This window comes from Stackebrandtia albiflava (assembly GCF_007994225.1).
Lineage (GTDB): Bacteria > Actinomycetota > Actinomycetes > Mycobacteriales > Micromonosporaceae > Stackebrandtia > Stackebrandtia albiflava.
In genome coordinates this window covers 2022224-2034630 of record NZ_VLLL01000005.1, presented here as the reverse complement: position 1 = coordinate 2034630, position 12407 = coordinate 2022224, and the positions used below count along the sequence as shown (strand labels likewise).

Annotated in this window: 11 protein-coding genes; 3 read left to right on the top strand and 8 right to left on the bottom strand. The window is 70.8% G+C overall.

Features of this window, described 5'->3' with window-relative positions; genetic code table 11:
- Positions 1–20: 20 nt before the first annotated feature.
- Positions 21–1769 (bottom strand): bifunctional 3'-5' exonuclease/DNA polymerase, encoded by a 1749-nt coding sequence (locus LX16_RS10410; protein WP_244615749.1) that lies wholly within the window; start codon positions 1767–1769, stop codon positions 21–23.
- A gap of 85 nt (positions 1770–1854) precedes the next feature.
- The gene (locus LX16_RS10405) at positions 1855–3312 is read right to left on the bottom strand and encodes a S8 family peptidase (RefSeq protein ID WP_147136688.1); all 1458 of its coding nucleotides are present in this window, start codon (positions 3310–3312) and stop codon (positions 1855–1857) included.
- A gap of 202 nt (positions 3313–3514) precedes the next feature.
- On the opposite strand from LX16_RS10405, the gene LX16_RS10400 reads away from it, so the two are divergent.
- Complete coding sequence (locus LX16_RS10400; protein ID WP_147136685.1) at positions 3515–4150, top strand: LysE family translocator; 636 nt, start codon at positions 3515–3517, stop codon at positions 4148–4150.
- A 527-nt stretch (positions 4151–4677) separates the two neighbouring features.
- Here LX16_RS10400 and LX16_RS10395 read toward each other — a convergent pair.
- From LX16_RS10395 to LX16_RS10385, 3 genes are all read right to left on the bottom strand, one after another.
- On the bottom strand, positions 4678–4884 hold the full coding sequence (locus tag LX16_RS10395) for a hypothetical protein (RefSeq protein WP_147136682.1): 207 nt from the start codon (positions 4882–4884) through the stop codon (positions 4678–4680).
- A 143-nt stretch (positions 4885–5027) separates the two neighbouring features.
- Complete coding sequence (locus LX16_RS10390) at positions 5028–5399, bottom strand: DUF5360 family protein (protein WP_244615748.1); 372 nt, start codon at positions 5397–5399, stop codon at positions 5028–5030.
- Between the two features lie 26 nt (positions 5400–5425).
- Positions 5426–5965: a TetR/AcrR family transcriptional regulator gene (locus LX16_RS10385; RefSeq protein ID WP_147136678.1), complete on the bottom strand. Its 540-nt coding sequence runs from the start codon at positions 5963–5965 to the stop codon at positions 5426–5428.
- 107 nt (positions 5966–6072) lie between these two features.
- On the opposite strand from LX16_RS10385, the gene polX reads away from it, so the two are divergent.
- On the top strand, positions 6073–7761 hold the full coding sequence (gene polX / locus LX16_RS10380; RefSeq protein ID WP_147136675.1) for a DNA polymerase/3'-5' exonuclease PolX: 1689 nt from the start codon (positions 6073–6075) through the stop codon (positions 7759–7761).
- 192 nt (positions 7762–7953) lie between these two features.
- On the opposite strand, the gene LX16_RS10375 is transcribed toward polX, so the two are convergent.
- From LX16_RS10375 to LX16_RS10365, 3 genes are all read right to left on the bottom strand, one after another.
- Complete coding sequence (locus LX16_RS10375) at positions 7954–8622, bottom strand: DUF6624 domain-containing protein (RefSeq protein ID WP_211354382.1); 669 nt, start codon at positions 8620–8622, stop codon at positions 7954–7956.
- Between the two features lie 185 nt (positions 8623–8807).
- Entirely contained in the window at positions 8808–10064 is a 1257-nt protein-coding gene (locus tag LX16_RS10370) for an arginine deiminase (protein WP_147136672.1), read from the bottom strand.
- A gap of 21 nt (positions 10065–10085) precedes the next feature.
- On the bottom strand, positions 10086–11504 hold the full coding sequence (locus tag LX16_RS10365; RefSeq protein WP_147136669.1) for a basic amino acid/polyamine antiporter: 1419 nt from the start codon (positions 11502–11504) through the stop codon (positions 10086–10088).
- Positions 11505–11848: 344 nt separating this feature from the next.
- On the opposite strand from LX16_RS10365, the gene LX16_RS10360 reads away from it, so the two are divergent.
- Positions 11849–12400 carry a DinB family protein gene (locus tag LX16_RS10360; RefSeq protein WP_147136666.1) on the top strand — a complete coding sequence of 184 codons (552 nt, stop codon included), beginning with the start codon at positions 11849–11851 and terminating at the stop codon, positions 12398–12400.
- The last annotated feature ends 7 nt before the right edge of the window (positions 12401–12407 follow it).

The following is a 12407-nucleotide window of genomic DNA, read 5'->3' as shown; positions in this document are numbered from 1 at the left end:
GTGGAGCGGGAGAAGCTGTGTTACGGCGGTGAGCGGTTCGACGTGGAGTCGCACGCGAGGTTGGCGACGGATCCGCGTGTGACGCCGCGCCGGGACGTGTGCGTCGTGGCTCCGGGTGACGGTAACTTCGCCTCGGCGTAGTTCTGGACGGTCTTGGCGTTGAGCGGGATGCGCACCGGTGTGTCGCCGAACAGCAGCCGGGTGGCGGCGTCGGCGCAGGGTTGGATCAGCTCGACGACGGCGGGGGCGTTCTCGGTGGGACAGTGGACGATGATCTCGTCGTGTTGGAAGAACACGAGTTCGCCGAGGGACTCGTCGTGGAGACCGGTGCGCAGCAGCGCCATCATCGCCATCGCCCATTCCGCGGCGGTGCCCTGGACGACGAAGTTGCGGGTGAACCGTCCCCGATCACGCCCGGCGCGGGTCGACTCGGTGCGTGCGCTCCACCAGCGCTGGGACGGCGGTGGGCAGCCGCGTCCCAGCCAGGTGTAGACCAGGCCGCCGGTCTCGCCGGTGCGGGCGGCGGTCTCGACGTAGCGGTGCGCGCGGGGGAATCGGCGTCGCAGTACCGTCAGCAACGCGGTGGCGTTGCCGGCGGTGCCGCCGTACATGGCCGACAACAGGGCGATCTTGGCGTCCTGCCTGCTGCCTCCGAAGGTGGGTGCGAGCGCCGCGTACAGGTCGTCGGCACCTGCGGCGGCGGCCATGGCGTCGTCTCGGGACATGGCCGCCAGGACCCGCGGTTCCAGTTGTGCGGCGTCGGCGACGACGAGACTCCAACCCGGGTCGGCGTGGCAGGCCGACCGGACGGCCTTGGGGATCTGGAGGGCGCCGCCGCCGTCGGTGGCCCAGCGGCCGGTGACGACTCCGCCGACGACGTATTCGGGCCGGAACCGTTTGGCGGGTGAGGCGGGACCGGCCGGGCCGTCCGACACCCAGTCGCGCAGCCAGTTCCAGCCGTGCGCGGTGTACACCCTGGACAGTTCCTTGTAGGTGAGCAGTGGGGCGACGGCGGGGTGGTCGACGCGTCGCAGTTCCCAGGCGCGTGTGGTGTCCACGGGGTGCCCGGCGGCGTGGAACGCCTCGACGACCTGTTGCGGTGAGTCGGGGTTGACGTGGTGGCCGAAGGCGTCGCCGATCCGGTCGGCGAGTGCCTGAAGCCGTTTGGGACGCAGGCCCTTCACGGGACGCGGGCCGACCAGTTCGGTGAGGACGGCGTCGTGGACGTCGGTGCGCCAGGGGAGGCCGTGGTGGGTCATCTCGGCGGCGACGAGCGCTCCGGCGGACTCGGCGGCCGTCAACAGGGCCAGCCGGGGGCCGTGAGTCCTCGTGCGCCGCAGTTGGTCGCGGTGCACCTCCACGAGCATGTCGAGGGTGCGTCGCGGGTCGGCCGGAGGGCGGGTGTCGAACAGCGCGCCGTCGTCGACGTGGACCGGTTCGGGATCGGGAACGGGCAGGCCGTGGAGCCGGGCGTGGGCGGCGGCCGGGTGGTGTGGCCTCCCGGCGTGCCCCTCGGCGCTGAGCAGGATCGCCTCGGCGAGGGTGACGTCGTGGCAGCGGTCGAGCCTGGCGCCGGCGGCCAGCAGTGGCGGGTAGACGCGGCGGGTCTCGGCGAGCACCCAGCGCGGCGTGGTCTCGTGGTGGTCCCGTTCCCGGATCCGGGCGGCGAGGTCGTCGGTGTGGTGGGCGGTGCCGACGGGTTCCCCGTCCCCGTCGAGCCGCAGGTACCAGCCGTCTCCGGAGCGGCCGGGGACGAGGGCGATGTACACGCGCCGATTCAACCACCGGGGTGGGACATCCGCAGGTGGTCGGGCGCGGCCGGCGGGCGTCTCCCGACCGGCCGCGCCCCGTCGGTCACTGCCAGATCTGGCGGCACTGGAACACCGTGGAGGCGGTGTCGGCGCCGGCGGCGTTGGATACGGTCACGGTCACGCGGGGGCTGCTGTTGCGTGCGCAGTTGCCGTTGACGACGGTGCGGCCGTCACCGGCGGGGTACGCGGACCCGTTGTAGGTCCACCGGATCGTGACGGTGCCCTCGGCGGCGTACGACATGTGGCAGATGAACCGCCAGTTGCCGCTCTCGCAGAAGACGTAGTCGACGACGGGGGCGGTGCCCTGTTCACCCGAACCGACGTACAGCAGTCGGTTGGGGCTGCCCTTGGGGTCGGATATGACGTTCTTCGTGGAGTCGTCGACCAGCCGGGTCTTCACCTGCTGCGGCGTCCAGCCGGGGTTGGTGGACAGGATCATGGCGGCGGCGCCGGCGACGTGGGGTGCCGCCATGGAGGTGCCGCTGATGGTGTTGGTGGCGGTGTCGCCGGTGTGCCACGCCGAGGTGATCGACGTGCCCGGCGCGAACAGTGTCACGCAGCTCCCCCAGTTGGACGACGAGGCGCGCGCGTCGGTGCTGGTGGAGTTGCCGACGGTGATCGCGGCCGAGCTCTGCGACACGCGGGCGGGGGAGTGCCCGCAGGCGTCGCCGTTGTTGTTGCCGGCGGCGAGGGTGTAGACGATCCCGGACGAGACGGACGCGGCGACCGCGTTGTCGAGTGTGGTGTTGGCGCCGCCGCCCAGGCTCATGTTGGCCACCGCGGGCTTCACCGCGTTGGCCGTCACCCAGTCGACGCCGGCGACGACCGAGGCGATCGTGCCGCTTCCGGCGCAGTTGAGGACCTTGACGGCGATGAGTTTCGCGGCCTTGGCGACACCGTGGGCCGCGCCCCCGGCGGTGCCGGCGACGTGGGTGCCGTGGCCGTTGCAGTCGGTGTCGTTCGCGTCGATCGTGTTGGTGCCCCAGCTCGCGCGGCTCGGGTTGCCGAAGTCGTCGTGGCTGGTGCGGATCCCGGTGTCGAGGACGTAGATCCGGACGTTGGAGGCGGTGTTGGGGTAGGTGTAACGCGCGTCGAGCGGTAGGTTGCGCTGGTCGATCCGGTCCAGGCCCCACGACGGCGGGTTGGACTGCGTGCCGTCGAGGCTCACTCGGGCGTCCTGCTCGACATAGGCGACGTCGGGGTGGGCGGCGAGTCGTTCGGCGTCCGCTTCGGACATCTCGGCGGCGAAGCCGCGCAGCGCGGCGGTGTAGGTGTGGGTGACGTGGGCGTCGTACCGGGATGCCAGTGACGCGGCGGTGTCGGCGGTGGAGGTGGCGCTGAGCGAGTCGTCCAGGACGACGATGTAGGAACCGGCGACGGCGTCGGGCGAGTCGGCGCCGAGGATCTCTCCGGTGGCGTGGGCGGGGCCGGTGGACAGTCCGACCGCGAGGAGTGTGGCGGCGGATGCCGTCGCGGCCACACTCCGGAAACTGATTCGCATGGTCTCGGGCTTCCTGTTCGAGGTGGAGGTGACGGGACGGACGTGTTCCCGTCACACACAGTGTCGGTGACGTCGTCCTCGCGGGGTCCCCGATCCGTCCTCGGGCGTGTCGGTTCTCGGTGGAGAGTTGGACCACATCCCCCGCCGGGCGGCCGGTGGCGGGCATATCGTCGGTCCGTTCACGATGGAGGAGGGTGCGCGGATGGTGGAGTGGACCGCGGTGACCGGGATGGCGGCCGTCGCGTTGGGGATGGCGTTGATGCCCGGACCGAACATGTTCTACCTGGTGTCGCGGGCGTTGTCCCAGGGGCGGCGGGCCGGCGTCGTGTCGTTGTGCGGTGTCGCGGCGGGTTTCCTCACCTACCTGGTGGCGGCGGTGGCGGGTCTGACGGCGGTGTTCACGACCGTGCCGGTCGCCTACACGGTCCTGAAGTTCGGTGGGGCCGTGTACCTGCTGTACCTGGCGTGGCAGGCGTTCCGGCCGGGGGCGGGTTCGCCGTTCACGCCCCGCCCGTTGAAGCCGGTGTCGGGACTGCGGTTGTTCTCCATGGGGTACGTGACCAACCTGCTCAATCCGAAGATCGCGATGTTGTACGTGTCGTTGCTGCCGCAGTTCGTGGAACCGGAACGGGGCGCGGTGGCGGCGCAGAGTCTGTGGCTTGGCCTGGTGCAGGTGACGGTGGCGGTGGCCGTGAACGGAGTGATCATGCTGTCGGCCGCGTCGTTGTCCCGGTTCCTCACCGGACGGCCGGGTTGGATGCGCGCGCAGCGTGCCGTCATGGGCGGCGTGTTGGCGGGTTTCGCGGTGAAACTGGCCGTGGAGCCGCACCGGGTGTGACGGTCGAGTCGGCCGTCGTGACCGGGCTCCGGTGTCACGGCCGGTCGGCGGGGTGGGGCGCTTCGCGGCGGAGCCTGCGGGACTGTAGGAGGCCGTCCAGGGCCGCGGCGGCGGCGATGACGGCCAGAGCAGCCCGATCGCCGGATGGCATACCACCGAGAGGAACCCGATCGCGACTCCGAGGGGCCAGGCCGATCCGATGTAGAGGGCGCGACGGGTGAGGGTCCGCATCGTAGTCCTCCCGTCGACGTCCGTGACCGTCGCATGCCGCGGTCGTCTCGTCGCGGCGGTGTCTTTCGCCGTCGGCGAACGGATACGGCGGCTCGTGTTCGTCCGATCAGATCACGGGCGGAGGTGCCGGTCCATCGACTGTTCGGCGCGACGGGCCTCGCCGGTTCCGGCGGCGAGGGGGAGGGGTTCGACGATGCCGGATCGATCACCGGACGGTCACACCGCCCGCCCGGCGACGGCCGGTGCGGGGGGGCGGCCCGGGGACTGGAGGGACCCGCCGGGCCGCCGGAAGCGGCTCAGCAGCAGCCGACCTGGGTGTAGGTGTTACAGGCGGAGTTCACACAGGTGCGGTTGCGGTGCCAGCCGCCGGTGCAGTGGGCCGGGCTCATGACGCAGGCGCTCCAGGCGCCGCACTCGGTGGGGCATCCGGCGCCGGCCTCGGCGGTGGAGTCGGCGAGGAGACGCGCGAGCGCCCGGTCGGCCAGTCTGTTGAGGATGCTCATGGTTTCTCCTGATCGTCGTGACGGAACCCGGCCGGGAGCCGGTTCGCGGCGGCTTCGTCGATGTGTGAGGAGCCCGGATGCCGGGACCGCATGGATTGTGCCCGCCGCTCCCACAATCCGCCTACAGTGCGCACAGAGACTCGTCACTGTCGGTGAGTGCGGGCGGTGGCGTGGTGCGCTCGACCTGTCAGGACGATCAACGCGACGACGGGGAAACACGTCAGCCACAGGTTGGGCAGCCACCAGACGAGGTCGAAGTCGCCGCGCAGCGTCCAGAAGTTGAGGGCGGTGACGCCGGCCGCGTGTGTCAACGCCAGCGACACCGCGGTGGGCACCCGGCCGTCGCCGCCGCGCCGCAGCGACCGCAGTGCCCACGCCCCGGTCGCGGCGGCGGTCAGGTCCAGCACCAGGAACGACCAGTTCCAGTCGTCGAGTATCGGATGCCCGAAGGGTCGTACGAGGCCCGTGGCGACCGCCGTCCAGTAGACCGCGAAGCCGATGTCGGTCGTCCACATGCCTCGGAGGATCCAGCGTGGCGGGGTCATGCCTCGGCGGCCTCGTCGACGAGTGCCGACAGTTGGGCGAACACCTCTTCGTGCCGCCCCGGGGATGGGGCGGCCAGGCCCGCGAGCCGGGCGAGCCACCAACCGTCGGCGGCGAGCCGCACGGTGGTGGCCACGGCCGGATCGATGCCGTCGTCTTCGAGTCGGTGTTGCCAACGGTCGTAGCAGCGCCGCAACGGTTCCAGGGCCGCCGGCTCGACGAGGGCGGCGGCGAACAGGGCCGCCGCGGCGCGTCCGGTACCGGGGCCGGGGTGGGTCTCCGAGACGCAGGCGCGCAGGTAGGCGCGGGTGGCCGCGCCCGGGCGGTCGCCCGCCTCGGTCAGTGCGGTCGTGAACTCCGCGACGAAGCGGTCGACCATCGCCTCGGCGAGTGCCTGTTTGGTGGGGAAGTGATAGAACAGTCCGCCCTTGGAGACGCCGGCGCGAGCGGCCACCGCCTCCAACGTGAGGGACTGTGCGCCGTCGTGCAGCAGGACGTCGGTCGCGGCGTCCAGTAGGCGGGTCCTGGTGTCGGTCATGTGATTACTGTACCGGCTGGCCGGTACAGTCGCCCGACGGTGCGGACACCGCCGCCTGCCCGGTGCAAACCGGTCTCACCGTCGCACCCTCGTCCTAAGCTGGCGGCATGCCACGGACAAACGACGAGGCGGCAGCCGCCCTCCAGGAGTACGCCGAACTCTTCGCCCTCACCGGCGGGGACGCGTTCCGGGTCCGCAGCTATCAGAAGGCGGCCAAGGCGATCGCCGGATACCCGCGCGACATCGGTTCCGCCGACGTCAGGCAGGTGCCGGGAGTGGGGGACGCCATCGCCAAGAAGGTCACCGAGTACCTGGAACGGGGCAGCTTCCGCCAGTTGGACGACCTGCGCTCCAAGGTGCCCGACGGCGTGCGGCGGCTCACGAGGGTGCCGACCCTGGGACCGAAGACGGCGATGATGTTGTTCGATCGGTTCCAGATCGACTCGCCCGCCGCCCTGGCCGAGGCCATCGAGGGCGGCAGGCTCAAGGGCGTCAAGGGCATGGGACCGAAGACCCTCGACAACCTGCTGCGCGGCATCGCACAGTTGGAGGCCGCGCAGGGCAAGGTCCACATCGGTGTCGCCATGGAGGTCGCCGAACGGGTCGTGGAGTCGCTGTCGGAGTACGCCGAACGCATCGACTACGCCGGTTCGCTGCGCCGGATGAAGGACCTCGTCGGCGACGTGGACGTGCTCGCGGTGGCCTCACCGGAGATCATGGACCGGTTCAAGGAGCAACCCTACGTGTCCGAGGTCATCGCCTCGGGCCGTAAGAAGACGTCGGTCCGCACCTCCGCCGGACTGCAGGTGGACCTGCGTGTGGTTCCCGCCGAGTCCTGGGGCGCCGCGATGCAGTACTTCACCGGGTCCAAGGAGCACAACGTCGCGGTGCGGGAGATGGCGGTCAAGAAGGGGTGGAAGCTGTCCGAGTACGGCCTGTTCGACGGTGACACCGTGCTGGCCGCGGCGGACGAGGCGGAGATCTACACCGCGCTCGGCATGCAGTACGTGCCGCCGCCGATGCGGGAGGGACACGGTGAGGTCGCCGCCGCGTTGCGGGGTGAACTGCCGACACTCGTGGAGATCTCCGACCTCAAGGGAGACCTGCACACCCACACCGACCTGACCGACGGCATCGCCTCGCTCGAGGACATGGTCGCCGCGGCGGCCCGGCGCGGGTACTCCTACTACGCCGTGACCGATCACGCCCCCGATCTGGCGATGCAGCGCATGACCCTGGACAAGGCACGTGCGCAGCGCGAGGCACTGCGCGCGCTGCAGGCGTCCCACCCGAAGATGCACCTGTTGCACGGCACCGAACTCAACATCGGCCCGGACGGTTCGGTGGACTGGCCGGAGGAGATCCTGGCCGAGTTCGACGTACGGGTCGCGTCGGTCCACTCCCACTTCCAGCAGTCGAAGGCGGAGATGACCGCCCGGTTCATCGCCGCCTGCGAGAATCCCGGAGTCGACGTCATCGGGCATCCGACGACCCGCAAGATCGGCAGGCGGGGGCCGGTGGACGCCGACTGGGAGGCGGTGTTCAAGGCGGCGGCACGCACCGGCACGGTGATGGAGATCGACTCCTACCCCGATCGCTCCGACCTGCCCGCCGACCTCGTCCGGCTCGCCAGGCACCACGGGGTGAAGTTCTCGATCGACAGCGACTCCCACGCGATACCGCACCTCGACCACCAGCGGTTCGGCATCGGCATCGCGCAGCGCGCCTGGCTGACTCCCGACGACGTCGTCAACACCTGGTCGTTGACCAGGCTCCGCCGTTTCCTGAAGGGCTGAGCCACGGTCACGCGGGCCGGTGGTTCCGGTGCGCGCACGTGACTTCGGTCCATCGTGGAGTGGTGCGGTCCCGGTGCGCGCGAGTGGTTCTCACGGGAATGGCCGATGCGAGGGTGGGCACGCACCGGCCATTCGTTCTGATTGTCCTACTTCGCCGCATCCGGGGAGCCACCGGGGCGGTGCCGTCCCGCCTCACTGCGGGGTGTCGGTGCACCCGGCCTCGAACTCCGCCTTGTACTCCGCCAGCGGCGCCAGGCCCACCGCCGCACGGAACCCGTCCACGGCGGATTCGTCCTCGAGTGGCGTCGCCGGGACCGCACCGTCCTCGCCGCACCGCAACTGGGTGCCGAAACGCTGCGGCCGGTCGTCGGCGACCGCGACCCGGTCGTGCAGGTAGGCCAGTTCGGTGGGGTCGACCTGGCAGTCCTCGACGTGCTGCCACATCAGGTCCAGCGCCCGCTTCTGGAAGTCCGGGTCGAGGTCGGCGTGCTGGGCTACGAGCCAGGCCGCACTCGCGCCGTCGGCGCCCACCATGTCCACGACGGGCCAGCCGTACTCGTCGATGATCTCGCCGAGACGCGCGGTGCGTTCCCGGGAACCGTCGGCGCCCGTCGCGGAGGTCAACTCCTCCTGGTCGGCGGTCTGCATGGCGAGCAGTTCGCCTCGCAGCGCCGGTTCGGTGACGGTGCCGGTGCCGTCGTCCTCCGGGCAGGACGGTGGGATCCGCGGTGGCGCGGGGTCCTCACCGGCCGTGTCGTCGGAGCCGCCGCAGCCGGTCAGCGCGATCGACAGGGCGATCCCGGCCAGGAGCGGCACGAGACGGCGGCCGCGGGCGGGACGGGGACGGATGTGAAGGTCCATGCGGTCAACCCGGGGGAGGGGCACGGCGGCGAGGCGGCGTACCGGCGGCAGGGTGATGATTGCAGACGGTCCCTTAAGACGTTAGCAATGCCGTCGGCGCGACGGGGACGGTGCGACCGCGCCGAAGCCGGGCGGCGGCCGGCAAAAAGCGGGCCTCACGGGCACGGCACCGAAGAGGCCGCCGGTCAGTACGTCACCGGATCCCGGATCAGGGGACACGTCATGCAGTGCCCTCCGCCGCGTCCCCGGCCGAGTTCGCCACCGGCGATCGTGATCACCTCGATCCCCGCCTGCCGCAACAGGGCGTTGGTCTGGGTGTTCCTGTCGTAGGTGAACACCACGCCGGGCCGGACGGCCACGGCGTTGTTGCCGCTGTCCCACTGCTGCCGCTCCGAGGCGTAGACGTCGCCGCCGGTCTCGATGACCCGCAGTTCCGGCAGGCCCAGGGCGGCGGCGACGGTGGGGAGGAAGGCGCCCTGTCCCTCGTCCACCACCCGCAGCCCGGTGGGACCGTCCTCCGGGTACAGCGAGAACGCGTGCACTCCGTCCACGATGCGTGGATACACCGTCACGGTGTCGAGGTCGACGAAGGTGAACACGGTGTCCAGGTGCATCGCCGCCCGCAGTCTCGGCATTCCCGCCACCACGACCCGTTCGGCCGCCCCTGCGCGGAACAGTGCCGCCGCCACCTGGGTGATCGCCTGCCGGGAGGTGCGTTCGCTCATGCCCATCAGCACGACCCCTCCACCCACCGGCATCACGTCACCGCCCTCGAACGTGGCGCGGCCCCAGTGCCGTTCGGGATCGCCCCACCAGACGGTGGCGCCGGTGAAGTCCGGGTGGAACCGGTAGACGGCCTTCATCAGCAGGGTCTCGTCATGCCGGGCGGGCCAGTACAACGGATTCAGTGTGACACCGCCGTACAACCAGCACGTGGTGTCGCGGGTGTAGAGGGTGTTGGGAAGCGGAGGCATGAGGTATTCGCGTGCCCCGGTGGACTCCCTGGCCAGGGCGACGAACTCGGAGCGGAACTCCTCGGGCAGGTCGGAGGTCGCCAACCCGCCGATCAGGTACCGCGCCAGCTCCGCCGGTTCGAGAGAGCCGAGGAAGGCGCGGGTGTCGTCGACCAGGCCCGCGCCCACCTCGTCGACGGTGATCTTCCGTTCGAGGAGCCAGTCCACGCAACCGGGAACGGCGAGGGTCCGGGCCAGCAGTTCGTGGAGTTCGACGACCTCCACGCCCCGGCCACGCAGTTCGGCGACGAAGCCGGCGTGGTCGCGTCGCGCCTGATCGACCCACATGACGTCGTCGAACAGCAACTCGTCCGAGTTGGTCGGGGTGAGTCTGCGATGTGCCAGGCCCGGTTCGCACACCAGGACCTTCCGAAGTACACCGACCTCCGAGTACACCCCGTGAGGCCGGGTCGCCGCCTGCGCGGTCATGTGGTTCTCCCGTCGTCGCCGTCAGATCCGGATCCATCCCGTCGCCAACGCGACCACACCGGTGACCGCGCCGAGTACCGACACCCCCAGGATGACCGCCTCACCGGGGGAGAACAGTCGCCTTCCCTGTTCCCGGCGGGCCATCACGAACAGGATCGACGCGGGGGCGTACACGATGAACGACACCAGGAGGTACTTCAGCCCCGCGGCGAACAGCAGGAACAGGGTGTAACCGGTCGCGAGTACCGCGACGACCGTGTGCGTCCGGGCCGCGCCCGGTCCGGTGGCCGCCTTGACCGCGAACGCGGCCGCCAGCAGGAACGGGATCAACGTCAGCGCGCTGGTCAGTTCGAGGGCGAAGTTGAAGGCGTCCTGGGAGAACAGCGTGACGACGAGGACCACCTGCGTCAGCACGGTCGTCAGGACGAGCGCGGGCACCGGCACGTCGTCGCCGCGCGACCGCGCCAGGAACCGGGGCATGTCGCGGTCCTTCGCCGCCACGAACAGCACCTCCGCGGCCATGAGCGTCCACGCCAGGTACGCGCCCAGCACGGACACGATCAGGCCCGCCCCGATGAACACCGAACCCCACGTGCCGACCGCGGACTCCAGCACACCGGCCATGGACGGTTGCCGCAACCGCGCGATCTCCTCCATGGGGAGGATGCCGTAGGAGACGATCGTCACCGACGCGAACACCGCGAACACGCTGAGGAAGCCGAGCACCGTGGCACGCCCGATGTCGCGGCGGCGGTGCGCGTGCCGGGAGTAGACGCTGGCGCCCTCCACGCCGAGGAACACGAACACGGTCGCCAGCATCGTGCCCCGGATCTGGTCGAACAACGATCCCGCGTAGTCGTCTCCGGCGAAGTTCGCGGCCAGCACGGCCGGGTCCAGGTGGAACAGGGCGAGCAGCACGAACACCCCGATCGGCAGCAGTTTCGCGACCGTGACGACGCGGTTGACGGCGGCGGCCTGCTCGGTGCCGCGCCGGATCAGCAGGAAGAACGCCCACAGTCCCACCGAGGAGAGCAGGACCGCCACGAGGGTGTCCCCGGCTCCCAGGAAGGGGAACAGCGCCCCCGCCGTCGACATGATGAGGACCCAGTACGTCACGTTGCCCACGCAGGCGCTGGCCCAGTATCCGAAGGCGGAGAAGAACCCCGGGTATTCGCCGAAACCGGCCTTCGCGTAGGCGTAGACACCGGCGTCCAGGTCGGGGCGTCGGGTGGCGAGGAACTGGAACACGAACGCCAGCATCAGCATGCCGCCGCCCGCGACGACCCACGCGATGAGCGCTCCGGCGACCCCGGTCTCCTCGGCGAAGCGTGAGGGGAGTGAGAACACCCCGGCGCCGACCATGGAGCCGATGACCATCGTGGTCATGGTCCCGAAGGTGAGCTTGGCGGTGGGAGGGTTCGTCCGGTCGGTCTGCGTCATGTGTGCTCCGCTCGCGTCCGGTCGTCTCGTCCGCTGGGTCCGCGCGGCGGCCGGCCGGTGTGGATCAGGCCGGTCACGGCACTCCCATCCGGCACTGTAGCAACGGTCCGGTGTGGAGGCGGCCGGTTCGCGGGAGCCCGGTGGACGGTCCCTCGAGGATCGCGACCGCCGAACGACGCGCCGGGACGCGCACCGCCGGCCCCGCCGGTGGTGCGAAGCGGCCGGTCGTGGGCCGCGACACGACTCCGGTGGGAACCGCGCCCGGGCGGTCGGGCCGGTGCCGGACGTCGCGGCGGTCCGCGTCCGCATGCGAAACGTCCGGGGTCGGCCGTAGCCTCTCCACCATGACCACACCCGACTACCCGATCCTGCGGGAACCTCCCACCCACGGCGACGAGATCGAGACCCTCCTCGGGTCTCTGGACCGGCAACGGGCGACGTTCGCCTGGAAGTGCGGCGGCCTCGACGCCGCCGGGCTCTCCGCCACGGTCGGCGCCTCCTCGATGACGCTGGGAGGTCTGCTCAAACACCTGGCGGTCGTCGAGGCCGACTACTTCGTCTGGCGGTTGCGCGGTGAGGATCCCGGTCCACCGCTCAACGGCGCCGACCCGGACGATGACCCCGACCGGGTCTGGCACACCGCCGCCCGGGATACACCGCAGGAGCTGTACTCGCTGTGGGAGTCCGCGGTGGAACGTTCCAGGGCCGCGACCGCGGCGGCCCTGGCGGAAGGCGGCCTCGACCAGTCGACGCGGCGGCCGGCGGAGTACCCGGTCAGTCTGCGGCGCCTGCTCGTCGACGTGGTGGAGGAGTACGCCCGGCACACCGGTCACGCCGACCTGATCCGCGAGTCGGTGGACGGCCTGGTCGGCGAGGACCCGCCGTACGATCGGTGACCCGCCA